The sequence below is a fragment of the Pedobacter kyungheensis genome (assembly GCF_000812965.1).
Classification (GTDB): domain Bacteria; phylum Bacteroidota; class Bacteroidia; order Sphingobacteriales; family Sphingobacteriaceae; genus Pedobacter; species Pedobacter kyungheensis.
In genome coordinates, this window is record NZ_JSYN01000011.1 from 32507 (window position 1) to 52413 (window position 19907).

General features: G+C 41.5%; 19 protein-coding genes and 1 tRNA gene. 14 read left to right on the forward strand and 6 right to left on the reverse strand.

Annotated elements, in window-relative coordinates; translation table 11 throughout:
* Positions 1-64: 64 nt before the first annotated feature.
* Both kduI and OC25_RS10605 read left to right on the forward strand, forming a co-directional pair.
* Positions 65-904 (forward strand): 5-dehydro-4-deoxy-D-glucuronate isomerase, encoded by an 840-nt coding sequence (gene kduI / locus OC25_RS10600; protein ID WP_039475520.1) that lies wholly within the window; start codon positions 65-67, stop codon positions 902-904.
* Between the two features lie 54 nt (positions 905-958).
* Positions 959-1723, forward strand: coding sequence for an SDR family NAD(P)-dependent oxidoreductase (locus OC25_RS10605; RefSeq protein ID WP_039475522.1), 765 nt, complete (start codon positions 959-961; stop codon positions 1721-1723).
* Between the two features lie 95 nt (positions 1724-1818).
* Here the strand turns inward: OC25_RS10605 and OC25_RS10610 are convergent, their stop codons facing one another.
* The 3 genes from OC25_RS10610 to OC25_RS10620 all read right to left on the reverse strand — a co-directional run bounded on the left by OC25_RS10610 (position 1819) and on the right by OC25_RS10620 (position 4233).
* Positions 1819-2445 (reverse strand): carbonic anhydrase, encoded by a 627-nt coding sequence (locus OC25_RS10610; protein WP_039475526.1) that lies wholly within the window; start codon positions 2443-2445, stop codon positions 1819-1821.
* 239 nt (positions 2446-2684) lie between these two features.
* On the reverse strand, positions 2685-3296 hold the full coding sequence (locus tag OC25_RS10615; RefSeq protein WP_156131449.1) for a hypothetical protein: 612 nt from the start codon (positions 3294-3296) through the stop codon (positions 2685-2687).
* A 295-nt stretch (positions 3297-3591) separates the two neighbouring features.
* Positions 3592-4233, reverse strand: a complete 642-nt coding sequence (locus OC25_RS10620; protein WP_052266129.1) for a Crp/Fnr family transcriptional regulator — start codon at positions 4231-4233, stop codon at positions 3592-3594.
* A gap of 79 nt (positions 4234-4312) precedes the next feature.
* Between OC25_RS10620 and OC25_RS10625 the strand changes: the two genes are divergently transcribed.
* From OC25_RS10625 to OC25_RS10635, 3 genes are all read left to right on the forward strand, one after another.
* The gene (locus OC25_RS10625) at positions 4313-5008 is read left to right on the forward strand and encodes an HAD family hydrolase (RefSeq protein ID WP_039475531.1); all 696 of its coding nucleotides are present in this window, start codon (positions 4313-4315) and stop codon (positions 5006-5008) included.
* A complete protein-coding gene (locus OC25_RS10630) occupies positions 5005-5631 on the forward strand; it encodes a chloramphenicol acetyltransferase (protein WP_039475534.1) in 627 nt (208 codons plus the stop codon). Before OC25_RS10625 ends, OC25_RS10630 begins: the two co-directional genes overlap by 4 nt.
* Positions 5632-5850: 219 nt before the next feature.
* A tRNA-Ala gene (locus tag OC25_RS10635) sits at positions 5851-5924 on the forward strand.
* Between the two features lie 68 nt (positions 5925-5992).
* Here the strand turns inward: OC25_RS10635 and OC25_RS10640 are convergent.
* Complete coding sequence (locus tag OC25_RS10640) at positions 5993-6892, reverse strand: AraC family transcriptional regulator (RefSeq protein ID WP_156131450.1); 900 nt, start codon at positions 6890-6892, stop codon at positions 5993-5995.
* Between the two features lie 182 nt (positions 6893-7074).
* Here OC25_RS10640 and OC25_RS10645 point away from each other — a divergent pair, with 182 nt between their 5' ends.
* Genes OC25_RS10645 through OC25_RS10670 form a run of 6 tightly spaced genes read left to right on the forward strand, consistent with a single transcriptional unit; the run spans position 7075 to position 14675 of the window.
* Entirely contained in the window at positions 7075-7959 is an 885-nt protein-coding gene (locus tag OC25_RS10645; RefSeq protein WP_039475741.1) for a sugar phosphate isomerase/epimerase family protein, read from the forward strand.
* 1 nt (position 7960) lies between these two features.
* Positions 7961-9127, forward strand: a complete 1167-nt coding sequence (locus OC25_RS10650; RefSeq protein ID WP_039475540.1) for a mandelate racemase/muconate lactonizing enzyme family protein — start codon at positions 7961-7963, stop codon at positions 9125-9127.
* 11 nt (positions 9128-9138) lie between these two features.
* Complete coding sequence (locus OC25_RS10655) at positions 9139-9627, forward strand: VOC family protein (protein ID WP_039475543.1); 489 nt, start codon at positions 9139-9141, stop codon at positions 9625-9627.
* Positions 9627-10562 carry a 2-hydroxyacid dehydrogenase gene (locus tag OC25_RS10660; protein ID WP_039475545.1) on the forward strand — a complete coding sequence of 312 codons (936 nt, stop codon included), beginning with the start codon at positions 9627-9629 and terminating at the stop codon, positions 10560-10562. The genes OC25_RS10655 and OC25_RS10660 overlap by 1 nt, the downstream gene beginning before the upstream one ends.
* A 21-nt stretch (positions 10563-10583) precedes the next feature.
* Positions 10584-11441, forward strand: coding sequence for a ThuA domain-containing protein (locus tag OC25_RS10665; protein ID WP_039475548.1), 858 nt, complete (start codon positions 10584-10586; stop codon positions 11439-11441).
* A 12-nt stretch (positions 11442-11453) separates the two neighbouring features.
* A complete protein-coding gene (locus tag OC25_RS10670) occupies positions 11454-14675 on the forward strand; it encodes a PVC-type heme-binding CxxCH protein (RefSeq protein ID WP_039475551.1) in 3222 nt (1073 codons plus the stop codon).
* A 223-nt stretch (positions 14676-14898) separates the two neighbouring features.
* Here the strand turns inward: OC25_RS10670 and OC25_RS10675 are convergent, their stop codons facing one another.
* The gene (locus tag OC25_RS10675; RefSeq protein ID WP_039475553.1) at positions 14899-15354 is read right to left on the reverse strand and encodes a hypothetical protein; all 456 of its coding nucleotides are present in this window, start codon (positions 15352-15354) and stop codon (positions 14899-14901) included.
* A 276-nt stretch (positions 15355-15630) separates the two neighbouring features.
* Here OC25_RS10675 and OC25_RS10685 point away from each other — a divergent pair, with 276 nt between their 5' ends.
* From OC25_RS10685 to OC25_RS10695, 3 genes are read left to right on the forward strand one after another with little or no spacing between them, the layout of a single operon-like run.
* The gene (locus OC25_RS10685) at positions 15631-16686 is read left to right on the forward strand and encodes a sensor histidine kinase (protein ID WP_039475560.1); all 1056 of its coding nucleotides are present in this window, start codon (positions 15631-15633) and stop codon (positions 16684-16686) included.
* Positions 16683-17375: a LytR/AlgR family response regulator transcription factor gene (locus tag OC25_RS10690; RefSeq protein WP_039475564.1), complete on the forward strand. Its 693-nt coding sequence runs from the start codon at positions 16683-16685 to the stop codon at positions 17373-17375. The genes OC25_RS10685 and OC25_RS10690 overlap by 4 nt, the downstream gene beginning before the upstream one ends.
* Before the next feature lie 23 nt (positions 17376-17398).
* Positions 17399-19138 (forward strand): CocE/NonD family hydrolase, encoded by a 1740-nt coding sequence (locus tag OC25_RS10695; RefSeq protein ID WP_209435586.1) that lies wholly within the window; start codon positions 17399-17401, stop codon positions 19136-19138.
* A 57-nt stretch (positions 19139-19195) separates the two neighbouring features.
* Here OC25_RS10695 and OC25_RS10700 read toward each other — a convergent pair whose 3' ends face one another.
* On the reverse strand, positions 19196-19840 hold the full coding sequence (locus OC25_RS10700) for a hypothetical protein (protein ID WP_039475566.1): 645 nt from the start codon (positions 19838-19840) through the stop codon (positions 19196-19198).
* Positions 19841-19907 lie beyond the last annotated feature (67 nt).

Genomic DNA, 19907 nt, shown 5'->3' on the forward strand with positions numbered 1-19907 from the left:
AATATATTTGCGGGTAAGATTTGATAACACTTCAAATCTTACCTCACAACTCAATTTTTAACCAATGAACAAATTCGAAAGCCGTTACGCTCAAAGCCCTAAAGAAGTTAAACAAATGGATACCGCAGCCCTGCGGGATAATTTCTTAATTGAAAACGTGTTTGAAGCCAACCAGGTAAACCTAACTTTATCTCATTTTGACAGATATATTGTTGGTGGAGCCATGCCAATTGACCAGAAAATAGCATTACCCAATCCTGATGATTTAAAAGCAAATTATTTTTTAGAACGCAGAGAACTGGGCATTATTAACGTAGGTGGAAAAGCAATTGTTACAGCTGATGGAGAAACTTACGAATTGGATTACAAAGAAGCTTTATATATTGGTAGAGGCACTAAAGAAGTGTTTTTCGAATCGGCTGATAAAGGTACAGCTACAAAGTTATATATCAACTCGGCGCCTGCACACCATACTTATCCAACTAAAAAGGTAAGCAAAGCCGAGGCCGAAATTGTTGAACTGGGAACACCGGAAACAGCAAATCACCGAATCATTAATAAATTGTTGGTAAACAGTGTTTTGCCAACCTGCCAGTTGCAGATGGGAATGACCGAATTAAAATCGGGCAGCGTTTGGAATACCATGCCTGCACATACACATGACAGAAGGATGGAGGCATATTTTTATTTTGAAGTTCCACAGGGGCAAAGTGTTTGCCATTTTATGGGCCAACCACAAGAAACACGCCACATCTGGATGCAGGGCGATCAGGCGGTAATTTCGCCAAACTGGTCAATCCACTCAGGTGCAGGTACCAGCAACTATACTTTTATCTGGGGTATGGCTGGTGAAAACCTGGATTATGGCGACATGGATCACTGCGCCATTACAGAACTAAAATAAACCGTCATCTCGACCGAAGCGGAGAGATCTTAAAAAAGTATCAATAGAAAACACATGTCAAACGTATTTAATTTAGCAGGTAAAACTGCTTTAGTTACCGGTTGCAAGAGAGGAATTGGAAAAGCCATGGCTTTAGCACTTGCAGAAGCCGGTGCCGATGTTATTGGTGTATCGGCCAGTCTGGAGTTACAGGGTAGCGACATAGAAAAAGAAGTTTTAGCCCTTGGCCGTAAATTTTATGCTTACCAGTGCGATTTTGGTAAACGCGAAAACACACTGGCATTTGCTACACAGGTAAAAGCCGATCATCCGGTAATTGATATCCTGGTAAACAATGCCGGAACCATTTTGCGTAAACCCATTGCCGAACATCCTGATGAATATTGGGATGAGGTGATTGCGGTAAACCAAACTGCTCCGTTTATCTTAACCCGCGAAGTGGGGCGTGATATGGTAGCCAGAGGTAGCGGAAAAGTAATTTTTACTGCATCGCTGTTGTCGTTTCAGGGAGGTATTACTGTACCAGGTTATGCGGCAAGTAAAGGGGCAATTGCCTCTTTAACCAAAGCATTTGCTAACGAGTGGGCAGCTAAAGGTGTAAATGTAAATGCCATTGCACCAGGTTATATTGCAACTGATAATACCACAGCTTTACGCGAAGATCAGGATCGCAGCACCTCAATTTTATCACGTATTCCGGCAGGAAGATGGGGTACGCCAGAAGATTTTAAAGGACCAACTTTATTTCTGGCTTCAGCCGCAAGTGACTATGTTCACGGAACGATATTAACTGTTGATGGCGGTTGGATGGGACGGTAGGTTAGACCTAAGTCATAAGTCTTAAGCCCTAAGTCTGAGTATTTATTTAAACCTCGCAGGTTTTTAAAACCTGCGAGGTTTTTTAATGTTTCTGACTAGTAAAGTTTATAAATCTCTGTAATATCTTTCAAGATTTTTTCAAAATCGATCTTCAGATCAATTAAACGGCCTGTTCTGATGTCAAAAACCCAGCCTTGAACCGTTAAATCACGGTGTACAATAGCTTCCTGAACTGCCGCTGTTTTAAGCAGGTTAACACATTGTTCCTGTACATTTAGCTCAACCAGGCGGTTGTAACGTGCATCCTCATCGGCAATTGCATTCAACTCATCTTTATGTAAACGGTAAACATCGCGGATGTTTCTTAACCAGGGGTTTAAAATGCCTAAATCTGCAGGTTGCATGGCTGCTTTAACGCCTCCGCAATTATAGTGACCACAAACCACAATATGGTTTACCTTTAAATGCCTTACTGCGTAATTTAAAACGGTCATTACGCTTAAATCTACGTTGTTTACCAGGTTGGCAATATTGCGGTGTACAAAGGCCTGTCCGGGTTGTATTCCCATTAAATCTTCTGCCGTAACACGGCTGTCAGAACATCCAATGTATAAAAATTCAGGGCTTTGTCCTTTAGCCAGATCGCTAAAATAGTCCGGATTGATGGAAAGTTTTTCGGCAATCCATTTTTCGTTATTCTTAAAAACTTCTGCTACATTCATAATTTATTTGGATAAGTTTATGTTATTCAATGGAAAAATTATAGTATTTATACGGGCATAAAACTATAAAAGATTCCCAGATTTTGATAACAAATTAAGCCGCTAAATGTTTAGTGCTTTATATGAAATTATGGCAGGCAATGGCGCAAAGGGGAGGAGTTTCTGTAATAACACAGAAAATCATTTTTGAATACTTCCTAAGCTTAGTGTTTGACTAAACTTAGGAAGTAGCCATTTTCTTAGCTGGCAACCGCTACCACATTCTTATTAATGTGGTTAGGAAGCTCCTCGAGGGTGTATAAGTTAACCAACGATTCTCTTAAAACATTTTTGGAATCGTACCATACATTATCCTGAGTGAAGTGACAAACACCTTTGGTAAGTTCGGTAATAATGGCGCCGATTAAGGTGCCAAAGTGATTTTCAAAAACATCGCCGGCATGGTATTTAATCGAAAATACCTTATTGTAATTTTGCAGTTGTGCTTCTATTTCGGCACTTAACTTAATGGTTTTAACTGCTTTCTTTTTCTTCTTCTTTTTAAAAAGCGTAGTTAACTTCTGGATAAAACTTTGTTTAATGATTTTATCTTTAAAAAGCTTTTTCTTGTATTCTTTTAGATCGAAAGGTTTAATTGACGTACTAAAATTCAGCTTTAAATTATTTTCATTAAATATTTCTAAACTTGGTTTTTCCCATTTAAATACAATGGGTAAATTCCCGTTCGAATTTCTGAATGAAAATGATGAATTAATGTCTAAAACACTTTCGTGTTCGTTTAGACGTTTTAAAATTGTTGGAATTAAATCGTCTGTTAAGGCGTTGGTGTAGATGTGTATATAAGCACTCATTTTGTTAATAAGATTACTGAAATCAATAAAATAGCAATTGCGGTGAACCGTTTTTTGCATTAATTCTATGATAATTAAGGATATCGACGAATAGGTGGCTATTGTATAAATGGCCAGATACCGTTAACTCGGAAATCTTAAAAAGATTGGAAGGTAAGTTTTTTTCATATTTAGGTTTTTTTGTGTGTAATTTTTTATTTTGTTTTTTGTCTGGTAAACGTATGCCGCAATGAAAACGTTACAGCTGTAAAAACAAAATGTTTATAGCAATAATTATACCATAAAGTTGTAAGGATTATTTTAGCCGGTCTACCAGCTTTTTTATGTTTGCAGTTTGCAGCATGTTTTTAAACTCAGGCCTATCCTGATTGCCTTTCTCTATGAGTTGCTTTAAGCTTCTGTTAAAGCTTCTTACTGAAATGCCGAGGTATGCCGCCATATCGTCTTTTGAGAGTGAAATGCTTTCATTTGCCTGTAACTGCAGCAGTTTCAATAACGCATATTCAACAGTATATAATTGCTGAAAAGAGGCTCTTGTGCTGGTTTGGATTATCCGGGTTGATAGCTCCTGGAGTAAGATGGTAGTAAATTCGCTACTTTTTTGTATCAGTGAGAGGAAAACATGATCGGGGATGACATAGGCCGTTACTTCACTTATGGCAGCTACGTTGCATAAACAGTCAATTTTTTTCAATGCCTCCAGTTCGCCAACAACTTCGCCCTTGCCTAAAAACTCGATAATGAAATCTTTGCCGTTTTCTTCGGAGATAAAACACTTGCTTATTCCTTCTTTAATGATATAAATATTGCTGATTTTATCGCCCTGCTCTATTAAACGATAACCAGGCTTAAAGCTTTTAAGGCTAATGTTTTCGCTTTCAATTTCTCTGCAAAAACGCTCAATAAAGGATAAAAAATCGAGATTTGTTCGTAACATATTTTTTCTCGCCGAGACAAATGTCCTTTTTTATGGGAGCTGCCGGCTTTACTTTTGTGGCACTAAAGTAAGCATAACCATGAACAATCAGATTACCGTAATTGCTTTTGATGCTGATGACACCCTTTGGGTAAACGAACCTTATTTCCGCGAAACTGAAGATAAATTTGCGGCCCTGTTGGAAGACTTCATGCCACGCCACAGTTTAATTGTAGAACTTTACAAAACAGAAATTGCCAATTTGCCACTCTATGGCTTTGGTATTAAGGGGTTTATGCTCAGTATGATCGAAACGGCATTGAGGGTCACAATGGGGAAAAATGACCCCAAAGTTGTGGAAATGATAATCGAACTGGGGCAGGAAATGTTAAACAAACCCATTGAGCTGCTGGATGGGGTAGAGGAAGTACTAAAAGCGCTGCACGGAAAATACAAACTGGTGGTGGCTACCAAAGGAGATTTGCTCGATCAGCAAAGGAAATTGACCAAATCGGGTTTAGACCATTATTTCCATCACATCGAAATTATGAGCGATAAACAGGAAAAGGATTATCAAAAACTATTGAAACACCTGGATTGTAATCCCGAATCATTTTTAATGCTGGGCAACTCCTTAAAATCTGATGTATTACCGGTACTTAACATTGGTGGTCATGCCGTTCATATCCCGTACCACACCACCTGGGTGCACGAAAGTATCGACCATACCATCGAGCATCCCAATTTTTACGAGATGGAAAGCTTGTCAGAAGTTTTAGTCAAATTAATTGAATGAAAGAGAAAATAGATATAGACACCTGGATCAGAAAAGATCACTTTAATTTTTTTAGCACCTTTGGGGAACCATTTTTTGGTGTTACCGTAGATTTAGATAGCACGGCTACCTATAAGGAAGCCAAAGAGAAAGCCGTTTCGTTTTTCCTGCTTTATTTACACAAATCGCTGGCCGCCGCTAATGCCATCGAGCCTTTTAGCTACCGCATTATTGATGGCGAGGTTTGGAAATACGACTGCGTAAATGCTGCGGCCACCATTAACCGCCCAAATGGTACTTTTGGTTTCGGTTACCTCGATTTTTATGCAGACTTTAACGAGTTTAAGCTATCAGCCAATCAGGAAATTGAAAAAGTACAGGCTACAACCGGCTTAATTCCATCTGCTTCAGGCGAAAATGTAATCCATTATTCGGCACTGCCCTGGTTAAACTTTACTTCATTATCTCATGCCCGCAATTTTGCTTTTCAGGATAGCTGCCCAAAAATATCTTTTGGCAAGGTGAGGGATGAAAACGGGAAGAAAATAATGCCGGTTTCGATTCATGTTAACCATGCTTTAATGGATGGCTACCATGTGGCTCAATTTGTAGATGCCTACCAGGAGCTGTTAAATCAAAAATAGCCTGGAAGGTTAGCTAAAATAACAGCCGCCCATAATAGCCAATTATGGCTTTTAGGAGTATTTGCGGCCGTTTTTGTGCTATGTTTATCGCGCCGCAATAAAAAAATCAATTATCATTTGCTTTCGATAAAGTATTTGCTATTTTTGCAGCACAAGCAGCGAACGCTTGTTTCAATGATCCTATTGGTTATTCAGATTTGGTTATTGAACATTAAAATTGGGGGATTAGCTCATTTGGCTAGAGCGCTTGCCTGGCAGGCAAGAGGTGACCGGTTCGAATCCGGTATTCTCCACTATAAAAGCCGATTTATTAACTTAAATCGGCTTTTTTGTTTTTGAGGTGATTATTCATTTTTCATCATCAATCAGTATCCCGCAAAAAAGGCCGGTCAGCATTACTTTCCATAAATACTTTCCGGTACTCGCGCGGAGATATACCCTGATGCAGCTTAAACTGCCTGTTAAAATAAGAAACATTATCAAAACCGCAGGCATAACAAATGGCAGTGATGTTGTTCTCTTTGCCAATCAGTAATTTTGTGGCATGGCTTACCCTGATCTCATTTACAAACTGTGAGAATGTTTTGTGGGTGCTTCTTTTAAAATAACGACAAAATGCGGCTTTGCTCATACAGGCAATAGAAGCAGCAGATTCAATAGCAATCTCCTGGTGATAATTTTCGAATACATAATTGAATATCGAAGCCAGTTTTTTAGCGTCGCTTTCTTTATAACGTATTTTTTTGATATCGTCGGTAATGAGTAATGCGCCTTTTTTGCTGCCCTGAGAAAGTTCTTCCAATATCTGCAGCAAAAGGATCAGGTTTTTCAATTGTTGGTTGGGTTGGAACTGAAAGAAGCGGCTACTGATGGAAGACTCAGTAGTGCCGAACTTTATACCATATACCGACTCTTGCAACAGCTCTTTCACCGCCCTCAGCTCCAGGGTTTCAAAAAAATCCTTTCCCATAAAATCTGCCGAGAATTGCACTACAATGGCATGTGCTACTTCTTCCTCCATCGCAGTCAAAACATCACTCGAAAAACAGTGTACCAGTCCTGGGCCAAACATAAAAATCTCGCCCTCGTGATAACGAATAACCTTATTGCCCACATAAACCTGACCTGAGCTTTTAACAATCAGGATTAATTCGTAGCCATGGTGAAAATGAAAGGTATTGGTAAACTGTGGCTGACAGTATTCTTTGATGGCGAAACTGGCATCTTCAGGAGTGGAAATCGGTCGGTAAGAAACTTTCATAATTACTGCTTTTTGGTACAATACTTATTTTTGAACGCTAAATTTGGCTATTAATGTAAATATAGTATCAAAAATGAGCAAATGCAGTATTTTTATTTCCATTGAAATCTGAATAAGTTTGTTTTACAAGGATGCTGTTATGCGGCATCTATCTGATACTAACCAAAAATATTTTATCCGTTATGGAACTTGCGATACACAATTGGATGCGTGCCGAAACCATTGAAACAACGATACGAAGAGTTGCTGCAATTGGCTATACCAGGCTCGAAATTGCCGGAAACCCCGATCAGTACAATACGAAGGACGTAAGAAAGCTAATGAAGGAACACGGCCTGAGTTGCTGGGGTTCTGTAACACTAATGCTTGGTGAGCGTAACCTGCTGGCCGCGAACGAGCAGCAGCGTGCGGCTTCCATCCAATACGTAAAAGATGTAGTGAAAATGGTGAAAGAGCTGGATGGCCACATGGTTTCTGTTGTGCCTGCTACCGTTGGTAAGTTAGTACCCGATGGCCGGCCCGAAGAGGAATGGGGCTGGGCTGTTAACGCGATGAAAGAAATATACGAATACAGTGAAGCCGCGGGTGTATTGCTGGGTATTGAGCCCATCAACAGGTTCGAAACCTACTTTATTAACCGTGCCGAGCAGGCCCTCGCGCTGGCTGCAGCAGTAGGACCAAACTGTGGTGTATGTCTCGACACTTTTCACATGAATATCGAAGAAACGGATCTGTTCGAATCGATTAGAAAAGCCAAAGGGAAATTGGTAGGTTTTCATGTGGCCGATAATAACCGGATGGCACCTGGAATGGGCAATCTGAACTGGCAAAAGATCATAGATACTCTTCATGAAATAAATTATAATGAGGTACTTTCTGTTGAGTTCTGCGCACCCTTAGATCGTACCCCGGCTAATCCTTATCCCGGTGCTGTAGATGAAAAGCCTGAAAACCTTACTCCTGAGCAGGAGAAATTCCTGATCGATCATGGCAGCTCATCTGTTACCGATGCATTTTATACCATGCTAACCCAACAATCATTTAATACCTTATCAAAACTTATTTAAATTGAAAATCACAAACGTAGAAGCATTTTGGTTACGTTGCCCCATACCCGAAGCCAAACAACATATATCAGATTACGGGCTCCTCACCAATTTTGATATGACCCTTGTGGTCATAACAACGGATACAGGCTTGCAGGGCTTTGGAGAAGCCAAGGCTGCGGTCGGCTCTTCTGGTGTATGTGCTTCCATTGTAAATTGTATCGAAAATGAACTGAAGCCTGTATTGCTGGGCAAGTCGGTAAAAGACATTACCCGGCTGTGGGAAGAAATGTATAACGGAACAAGGGATCACTATGCCTTGTCGAGGGGGCGAAAATTTCCCATCCTAGGGCGGCGGGGGCTTACCATATCGGCCATGAGTGGGATTGATACCGCACTGTGGGATTTGAAAGGGAAAATGCTGAATGTTCCGGTATTGGATTTACTTGGCGGTGCCTGCAGAGAGAAAATGCCTGCTTACGCCAGCGGAGGTTGGGCAGACGTAAACCATATAGGCGAACAGTTAAACGGATATGTGAGTAAAGGTTTTCGGGGAGTGAAAATGCGTGTAGGTGTAATGGACGATACCGTGCAGAAAAGTATTGATAGGGTAAAAGCAGCCAGAGCGGCGCTGGGCCCCGATATTAAGTTAATGGTTGATGCGCACGGCACGTTCAGCGTACCCGAGGCTAAACAATTTTGCAAAGGGGTAGAAGATTGTAACATTTATTGGTTTGAAGAGCCTGTAAGCCCCGATAATAAGAAAGGAACAGCAGAAGTAAGGGCTGCTACGCATATCCCCATTGCAGCAGGCGAAAGTGAGTATACCAGTTTTGATATTCACGATCTTTTGCAAATCAGGGCTATAGATGTTGTTCAGCCCGATGCGGCCATTATCGGTGGTATTTCAGAAGCCATGCGCGCCGGGCATCTGGCCAGTGTACACCAGGTAGAGCTGGCACCGCATTGCTGGGGCTCTGCGTTTTCTTTCATGGCAGGGCTAACCGTAGCCTTTGCCTCGCCCGCGGCAACAATTATTGAGTTCTCTCTGGGCGGAAACCCCATGATGTACGATTTGGTAAAAGAACAAATTAATGTAATTAACGGCGAAATCGCGGCACCTGCAGCGCCAGGATTGGGGTTAACGCCTGACTGGGATTTTGTAAAACAGTTTAAACAGCCGGTATAAAATAATTAATTATGGCAAAGGCACTTAAAATTAATCACGTAACGCTCATCGTAGATAATCTGGAAAAAGCGGGTGCGTTCTACAGTCAGGAACTGGGCCTTGAGCCGCTTCCTGCTTTTCAGTTCGATTACCCTGTAATGTTTTTCAGGTTTAATGATGAGCAGCAATTGCATATTTCTGAATGGGAAGACCAAACCTCTTTTCGCGGGCATATTTGTGTGCAGGTAGACGATTTCAGCAGTGTTTTTTTTCGTATGAAAGCATTGAATGCCATTGATATTAATCCATGGGGAAAAGTGAGGAAATTGCCTGACGGAGCCATGCAGATGTTTGTGCGCGATCCCGCCGGTAACCTGGTCGAAATTTCTTCTATCCCCGGATCGGAAGTGGATGAGCAGATCTTTAAAGATGAACTGTATGAAGAAGGCTTATACGTTTCGAACAGGAACGATTACAGAGGCTTAAAATCTGATAACGCTACTTTATACCATAAAAAGTAATGAAGAAAAACGTATTGTTGCTCGAAACCATTGCGGATGAGGCACTTGCTCTACTGGAGGAAAATGCGAATGTATTCGAAGGATATACCGAAGGCGGGCTAAATGAGGTTTTGGGCAGGATAGAAGTACATGCGGTTATTACCAGGGGCAAGGGACAGATTGATAAGCGCCTGATGGATTGCTGCCCGGATTTGGAGGTGGTGGCCCGGTGCGGCGTTGGACTTGATAATGTGGATGTGGCTGAGGCGACGGCAAGAAAAATCAGGGTAGTTAATGCGCCGGGCAGTAATGCGGCCACCATTGCCGAACATACGCTTGCCTTAATGCTGATGTTAATGCGTAATTTATATCAGTCGGTAGAACGTGTTAAACAGCATGACTGGAACTGGCGTAATCAATATGCCGGCGATGAGCTGAATGGCAAAACACTGGGTATACTGGGGATGGGAAATATAGGCAAACGTGTGGCGAAACTGGGTGAGGCCTTTGGTATGAAGGTGCTGTATTGGAGCAGAACAACACAGAACCTTCCAATGGAAGAGCTTTTAAAACAATCTGATGTTATTAGTTTACATCTTCCTTTAACTCAGGAAACCAATGAGATCATTGGTGCAGCGCAACTGGCTTTAATGAAACCTACAGCATTCCTGATCAATACTGCAAGGGGGGCGCTAATCAATCATGCAGCACTTCTCGATGCCTTGAATGCCAATACCATTGCCGGCTTTGCCGCAGATGTGCTGCCGGATGAACCACCGGTGGAGAACCTTTCGGTAGTACAGCATCCGCATGCACTTATTACACCGCATACAGCCAGTCTTACAGCTGCTACCTACCAACGCATGTGCCTGCTTACGGTGAAAAATGTGCTCGCTATACTTGGTGGCGGAGCGGCTGAATTAAATAGTGTATATAATCGTGATTCCTTTATTTGATAATCACTAATTCCTAATAAAATGAATAATTTTTGTGTTGGTTTTTTATTAACCCTGAGTACCATTTTTTGCTGTTCGGCATCTGCGCAAAAAGCTAAAAAGCCGCTGGTTGTTTTTGTTTGTGGCGATCATGAATATAGCGGAGAAGAAACGCTACCCATTGTTGCTGCAGAACTGGAAAAGAACTATGGCATGAGAACAGTTGTACTTAAAGCATCGCCCGACCACAATAGCGAAGAAAATATTCCCGGACTGGAAATATTAAAAGATGCAGATTTAGTTGTTTTTTATTTGCGCTGGAGAAGACTTCCTGCCGAACAACTTGCGCATATTGATGCCTACCTGAAATCAGGAAAACCGGTAATGGGCTTTCGTACCACTACACATGCCTTTAATTTCCCCAAAGGGCATCCCAGTGAAAAATGGAATGCCTTCGGCGAATTTGCCTTAAATGCGCCTCCGGGCTGGGGAGGGAAGGCTAAACACACGCACTATGGGCACACCAGCAGCACCGATGTTAGTGTTGTTCCTGCGCAAGCCAATAACCCTATCCTTACGGGTGTGGCAAAAGATTTTCATGTTCGCTCGTGGTTGTACCATGTGGTGCCTGATTATCCTTCAAACGGATCAATTCCATTGCTTACCGGCACAGCGGTGAAACCCGAAAGGCCTGCAGTACAAAATCCTGTCGCCTGGACCGGCACCAATGCTTTTGGTGGGAAGGTTTTTATGACCACTATGGGGCATCCTGAAGATTTCAGGGTTGAAGCTTTCCAACGGCTTGTAATTAACGCCATTCATGACGAATTAGGTTTGAAGGTACCAAAGAAATGGAAAGGTAAAATGGATATCCAGGTACCCTATCGTGTTGCTAAGTAAACCTGTGTAAAGATGACGAGAATAATCAAAATCAGCCTGTTGTGCCTCATCGCCTTAGTACCTGCGATGATATTGATAAACGCCTTTAAATATAAATCTTCGCCGCTTGCTGTTGCTAAAGGTACACGCATTGCCCTCATCGGCAATAACCTGGGCTCGAGGATGATCAATTACGATAATTTTGAAACAGAATTGCAGCTCCGTTTCCCCACGCAACAATTGTTCATTCGTAATATGTGCAACCCGGCAGAAACGCCTGGTTTCAGACCTCATGCGGCCAGGAATTCTCCATGGGCGTTTCCCGGTGCCGAAAAGTTTCAGGTTGAGCGCGCCAACCTGGTTAAAAGAAAAGATGCGGGTGGCACATTAGAAATGGAAGATCCCGGTCAAGGCTTTTTTGAAACGCCCGATCAATGGCTTACCAGGTTAAAAACAGATGTGATCATTTCCTTTTTTGGATTTAATGAATCTTTTGAAGGACCAGCGGGACTTGATAATTACAAAGCCGAACTGGATGCGTTTATCAAATGGACACTGAAACAAAAATATAATGGCACTTCAACGCCGGAGCTTGTCATCGTATCGCCTATTGCATTTGAAAACCTAAATGGTAAAACCCAGTATGATTTGCCAGACGGTAAAAAGGAAAATGAAAACCTGCTGCTGTACACGAACGCGATGAGAGAAATTGCCGCCGCAAACCGGGTTCGCTTTGTTGATGTATTTAACCCAACATTGGCGTGGTATAAAAATGCCCCAAGCCCGTTAACCGTTGATGGTTCTCAAATGAACGAAGAAGGATATAAAAAACTGGGGGTTTTGCTTGCTGATCAGATTTTTGGAGAAAAGGCATCAGAAGCAGAAAATAACCGGAAGCTGGTGCATGATGCTGTAATGGAAAAAAACTGGATGTGGCTGAATGATTTTAAGATCCCTAACGGGGTGCATGTGTATGGTCGCCGGTACGAACCTTACGGACCTGATAATTTTCCTGCAGAGATCAAAAAGATTCGTGAAATGACCGTTATCAGGGATACAGCCATTTGGCTGGCGGCAGCGAAAGGACAAAAAATGGATGTTGCAGCTGCCGATAAACACACCACAGTTCTGCCAGAGGTTAAAACAAATTATACCCCAAGCAAAAAAAATGGCAATCTTAAATACCTGGTCGGGCAGGAAGCCGTAAACAGTTTAACTGTGCCGCCGGGCTTCAAGGTAGAGCTATTTGCTTCTGAAACAGAATTCAGCTTCCTGGCCAAACCTGTGCAATTGTCGTTCGATAATAAAGGGCGCTTGTGGGTGGCCGTGATGCCTACTTACCCACAATACAAAGTTGGCGATGCAAAACCCAACGATAAAATCATTATACTGGAAGATACCAATAACGACGGAAAAGCCGATAAACAAACCGTATTTGCCGATGGACTTCATTTACCGCTCGGTTTTGAGATTGCCGCAGAAGGGGTATATGTTGCCCAGGGAAATAACTTTATTCTCCTTACAGATACTGACGGGGATGATAAAGCGGATAAAAAAGAGATTTTGTTAAGCGGTTTTGACGATCATGATTCTCACCACAGTAGTCATGCCTATACTACAGATCCATCCGGAGCCATTTTTTCAGGTGAGGGGGTATTTCTCCGCACCAATATCGAAACTTCTTACGGACCTATTTATGCCACCAATGGCGGTTTTTACAGATACGACCCACGGCGTAGAAAATTAGAGCGCACTGCACAAATGGCTATTCCTAACCCATGGGGTATTGCATTTGATGATTGGGGGCAGCCTTTCTATGCCGAAACTTCCAGTCCTGATTTTCGCTGGATGCTTCCGGGCACAATTTTACCCAGATACGGACAAGCTAACCCTAAATCAAAACAACTGATAGAAGAAAAACACCTGGTAAGGCCTACATCGGGTATTGAATTTGTATCCAGCCGCCATTTTCCCGACGAATATCAGGGAGACTTCCTGATCAACAATACTATTGGTTTTTTGGGAACAAAAGAGCATACCCTGGAGGATGATGGTACAGGTTATAAAAGCCGTTTTCGTATGGATTTGCTGGTGAGTAACGATCCTAATTTCCGCCCGGTGGATCTGGAATTTGCTCCTGATGGTTCTTTATATGTTATAGATTGGCACAATGTCCTCATCGGACACATGCAACACAATGCCCGCGATCCCCTTCGTGATCATTCGCATGGCAGGATTTACCGCATTACTTATCCATCCAGGCCCCTGGTAAAACCTGCTAAAATTGCCGGAGCAAGCATTGAAGAACTGTTTGATCACCTGAAACTACCCGAGTACCGTACCCGATACCGCACCCGCCGTGAGCTGAGAGGGCGTGACGTTAATGAGGTGTTGGCTAAACTGACAAGCTGGGTTGCAAAGCTGGATACCAATGATACCAGGTACGAACATCATTTACTCGAAGCGCTTTGGGTAAGCTGGGGAATGAACAAAGTAAATCAACCATTATTAAGAAAGTTGTTAAAAGCCAATGACTATAGGGTAAGAGCCGCTGCAGTAGAAGTGGTACGTTATACTGGTCATCAGCTTCCTGACCAGGCAAATTTGCTAATGGAAGCCGCAAGGGATAAAAATAGCAGGGTAAGGCTAATGGCTATTGCTGCTGCATCGTGGATAGGCAAAGACAAAGGACTTCCCGTTTTAGCCGAAGCGAATAAATTGCCAATGGATAGCTGGATGTTACCGGCTTACCAAACTGCTGTAGCACATTTAAATGGCAGAAATGTAGCTGAAGGAAAAGAAAAGGCTGAAAAAACAGCACTCACTGGCCCTGCACTTGCCTTATTTAAAGAAGGAAAAATTATTTATAACAAAGAAGGCTATTGTAAAACCTGCCATCAGGCAGATGGTAAAGGGCTTGCAGCTGCTGGCTTTCCACCGCTAACCCCTAATAACTGGGTAAACGGAAGCGATGAACGACTGATCAAACTCGTTTTGAAAGGAGTAATGGGGCCAATTGAAGTGAATGGCAAAAAATACCCCGGCCAGGTTCCGATGACACCTTTTGGCGGATTGCTGAAAGATCAGGAAGTAGCGGCAGTGCTCACCTATGTTCGTAATTCATTTGGCAATAAGGGAACTGCAATTTCGCCCGAGAAAGTAAAAGCAATCAGAAAAGCTATTCAAAATAAAAAAGATTTTTACTCACCAGATCAATTACTGAAAGAGCATCCCATGGAAAGTGCTAAAAAATAAAATTTGTATCATCATGTTTGGGGTTATTTTTATTAACCCCAAACTTTTTGATTGAATCTTTATAAGGAGCAGAGAATAGCTGCTGACGCGAGCGTAATTTTTTACTTCAGGTTATATAGTTTTGTTCTTTTCTGCTCATTTCTGTGTCTAGAACCTTTATATTCTCATAGACAGCGCCAAAAAAGGGATAACAATTTACTGTTATCCCTTTTCGCTGCCTTCTTTATTTCAATTTATTTTTTAAGCTTGCACCGCTTTGTGTTGGTGCCTGTTGAGGCATTAGAATTACCTTAAAGGTTTGAAACCTTTTTTTAGGTAGTACTTCCGTAATATAGAGATCAAACTCATCACTAAAATATAGTGGACTTTCTTTTACCTTGTTCAATAGTTCAGTTAATTTGACGAACGGATATTTAGGCTTACTCAATTCTACTGGAGGTTTTGGCTTCTTTTTATCTATCCAGGTAGAGAATTCTACGTAATTATAATAGGGCGCTTTGTAGGGTACATTGAATATGAACGCATAGTGAAAAGGGGAAGTCCATTTTATTTCTATTTGTTTATTAATTTTTGGTTGATTTAAAGTATCAACCAATAAATAAATTTTCTTTTTGCCTTCTTGTGAAAATGTATTTTGAGAAAGAAACAAAATCACGAATAATCCTAGTATTTTTTTCATAGTGATATTTAATTACAGTTTGTAGGTAATTTTTTATTCGAAGGTACATTCTTTAAATTTGCTAAATTTTCCTTACATCTTTCTTGGATAAATTTAATAATGGGCAGTACATTCTGCACATAATATAGTAAAGACAATCGCCTAAACCTGAAATTGTAAAGCGCTTTATGGGGCTGTTCAGTATCTTCGGCGCATTCATCCTCCCTTTTCTTGCGTCCATGTACTTTATCTTTTATATTGCTGTTAGTTTGCATTGCTTTGTTGCAAAGAAAAATAATGGAACGAAATCAAATTTCATTGTATTGGAAATGCCAGCTCATCGGGTGGACAGCTGCTTCGCTCTATTGGGCATTTGTAGCCATTACCAGTGGCGAGTTTCTCTGGGGCCTGGGTTTTGCACAACTGATAACCGATGTGATACTTTACGTAGGTATTACCCATCTTTATAAACTATTCGCCGAAAGCAATAAATGGCAGCTCCTGCCTTTAAATAGTTTGATGGTTAGGATGTTTATTGCAGTTCCGGTAATGGGCATTATTTATACCTGCTGTACAATCCCAAAAGTATATTTTTTGCGAACTATGTTCGTGAATAGCGGAGGGCTGGATTTCGATCAGTTTGCACTTACTAATATTTCGGGCATATTTATGGCCGGTATCCGGTTAATGGCCATTTGGTTGCTGGCTTATCATCTTTACCATTATGCACGGAGAGAAGTAGCACTGGCCAGTGAAAATGCGGTGCTTCAGCTGAGTTTCAAACAGGCGCAGCTCGATAATCTTTCCAGCCAGCTTAATCCACATTTTCTTTTCAACGCACTCAATACCGTTAAATCGCTTATTTATACCCGACCTGATGGTGCCGCGAGGGGAATAGATTTGTTAAGTGAAATTTTGCGCAATAGCTTATATCGCGGAAACGCAATGATGGTACGCCTGGATGAAGAAATAGCACTGGTAAAAGATTATCTCGAGCTCGAAAGTATGCGGATGGAAGAAAGGCTCAGTTTTGAGTTTCAGATCAATGTTCCAGATTTATCGGTAAGTATTCCGCGGCTGAGTTTGCAATTGCTGGTCGAAAATGCGGTAAAACATGGAATAGCCAAAAGGCGAGCTGGTGGTAAGGTAACTATTGCCATATATCAGCAGAAAGGTTTTTTATGCATGGAGGTAGCTAATCCTGGTAAGCTCGAACTGGATAACGAAAATGCAGGTATTGGTCTGGAAAATTTAAAGAACAGGCTTGATATAGGATACAAAGGAGCGGCTAAATTTGATATCAGTCAGCAGGAAGAAAATGTTTTGGCAACCTTAATTATTCCAATGGCATGAAAACAATAAGAACATTGGTGATTGATGATGAACGCCAGGCCCGGGCCGAAATGATCAGGATGTTAAAGGCCTATCCGCAGATTGTGGTATTGGGCGAAGCAGCAGATGCTGAGCAAGGACAAAAAATGATTGAACTTTTACAGCCTGATTTAATTTTTTTAGATATCCAGATGCCTGGTAAAACCGGTTTCGAAATGCTCGAATCGTTGAGCCACATTCCCCAGGTAGTTTTTGTAACCGCTTACGATACCTATGCGCTTCAGGCCTTTGAGGTGAGTGCGCTCGATTACCTGATGAAACCCGTACGTAGCGAACGTTTGGATAAAGCTATAAATATCGTAACCGAACGTTGCCATGGGCAATTGGAGCCTACATTTTTTATTAAAGACAGAAATAAACTTCATCTCCTGAAATGGGGTGCGGTTGAGTTGATTACTTCTGAAGAAAATTACGTGAGACTCTACTATGGAAAAGAACAGGTGTTGATGAAAAACTCGCTAAACAATTTAGAGAAAAATCCTGATTGTGCGATGTTTTTCAGGGCCTCGAGAGAGCGGATGTTCAATATCAATTACATAGCATCAGTAGAAAACACCGGAAGCAAAATTTCGGTAACACTTCATTCAGGAACTATAGTACAATTATCAGAGCGACAATCTGTGAGGTTCAGGAGCCTTCAAAAAAGATAAATTAAAATTTAAAAAGCATAAAAATGAACAGAAAATTTTTCGGTATGGCTTTGCTATGCCTTTTAATGGCCCAATTTGGTGTCGCCCAACAGAAACTAAGTTTGCCCGATACCACTAATTACATTATTCAAGATAGTGTTTTAATTAAAACCAGTTATGGCATCACGCTTTCGGCTGTGGTGGTGCAAAAGAAAGGAGTTAGCGCAAAGCTACCCTGTGCATTAATGTACCTGATTTATTCTGACCTGAACAGAAGTTTGGCAGAAGCTAAATTTGCCGCAGATCAGGGTTATGTTGGCATCGTGGCCGATGCCCGGGGTAAGCGGTTGAGTCCTGATCAGCCAGAACCTTACGAGCATGAAGCGCGTGATGTGAATGCGGTAATCGACTGGATTGTGCGCCAACCCTGGAGCGATGGCCGTGTAGGCATGTACGGCGGAAGTTTTTCGGGCTTTGCACAGTGGGCGGCAACCAAGTATTTGCATCCGGCCTTAAAAACCATTGTACCTTACGTAGCAGCTATTCCGGGATTGGGTTTGCCCATGGAGAACAATGTTTTTTTAAATGCCAATTACCAGTGGGCATTTCACGTTACCAACAATAAATACACCGATGATGTGGTGAATAAAGATAATGCGAGATGGCAACGCATGCGGAATCTTTGGTGGGAAAGCGGAGCGGCCTATAACCGTATCGATAGCGTAGATGGAACGCCGAATCCCTGGTTGCAAAAGTGGATCTCGCACCCTGCTTACGATGCTTACTGGCAAGCCATGGTACCATACCGCAACGATTTTGCAAAAATCAATATTCCGGTGCTTAGTATTACCGGTTATTACGACGACGGGCAGGTGTCAGCACTCGAATATTTAAGAGAACACTACAAGTACAGGCCTGCTGCCGAACATTACCTCATTATTGGTCCTTACGATCATTTTGGCGCGCAATTGGGAGGTAAACCTTTGCTAAAAGGGTATGAGGTTGATTCAGCTGCATTGATAAATACACGGCAAATTACTTTTGAGTGGCTGGATTATGTACTAAAAGGAAAAGCAAAACCAGCCTTAATAAAGGATAAAATTAATTTCGAAGTAATGGGTGCAAATGTATGGAAGCATGTGCCCTCGATGGATCTGGTAGAAGAAAATACAGTAAGGTTTTACCTCAGCGGAACCGAAAAGAACAGTCTTTTATCGAACACTAAACCACAGCAGGAAACCTTTATCAGGCAAGAGGTTGATTTGGCAGACAGGCGTACTTTTAATAACGATTACTATCCCAGTCAGATTATCAAGCAGGAAATTGATCAAACAAATGGCCTTTTCTTTGTAACCAAACCATTCAGCCACGCGGTATCGGTAAGTGGTTATTTGAAAGGTGAGCTAAAGGCCATCATCAATAAAAAAGATATGGATGTTGGTTTGGTGCTTTATGAAATTACGCCTGAGGGCAAATATTTTCAGCTCTCGTATTTTTTAGGTCGCGCAAGTTATGCCAAAGATATGGCTCAGCGTAAGCTTCTGGTTCCGGGTAAAGCCGAAACCATACCTTTTTACCGGTCGAGGTTTTTTAGCCGCCAGTTAAGTAAAGGAAGCAGGCTATTGCTGGTGCTCAATATCGATAAAAATCCTTTTGCACAAATTAACTATGGCAGCGGAAAAGATGTAAGCAAAGAGACTATACGAGATGCCGGAAAACCATTGCAAATCCAATGGTCGAATGAGAGTTTCGTCGATCTGCAAATATCTGATACCAATTTTTAACTAAACAGAAAACCCCGTTCAATATAAACGGGGCTTCTTCTTGTTTGGTTTGTTGGTTTATTTTGCTAATTGCACCAGCGCCTGATCAGTTTGCTTTCCTTTCCAGGCATCGATATTGGGCTGGGTCATTTTGCTGATATTTGTGGCTACTGATAAAGAGGGATTTTCGTTTTTGGTAAACGAAGCAATATCATTTACAGTAGTATTTAATATTTTAAGGGTAGTAAAAAACCACCTGTCCATGTTTCTGATATTTTGAAAATTGGTGTTAGCGTTTAAATATTCTTTATTTGCTTTTTCGCTGTAATCGAACTGAACTTTATCCAGCAACAATAACTTATCGGTTATTTGTGCCAAAACTTCATCCGATAGTTCCAATCCTTTAATGCCAATAACATGGTTGTTTAATATGTAATAGTCTAATCCTTCAAATGTAATGGTGGTTAGGCTGCTTCTGTCGAAAATATGCTCAGGGCTTGGCAGATTGGCCAACTGAGGTGTTGCGTTTCGGTTGTTATTGAAAGCGCGTCTTTGTGCAGCTAAACGGTCAATCAGCGCATCGCCATTTAATTTATCCGAAACCTCAAACATGTTCGCACCTGTTTTTGCCATTTGATTTATTTGGGCCAGGCTTTTATGTTGTGCATGGGTTAACAGCGCAATAAAACAAAGTACTAGCGTAAAAGAGGCGGCAATTTTCATGTTCGGTTTGTTTGTACAAAAATATATCTTTTTTGCTTAAACCGAAATTTCTGTATGTCTAGTATTA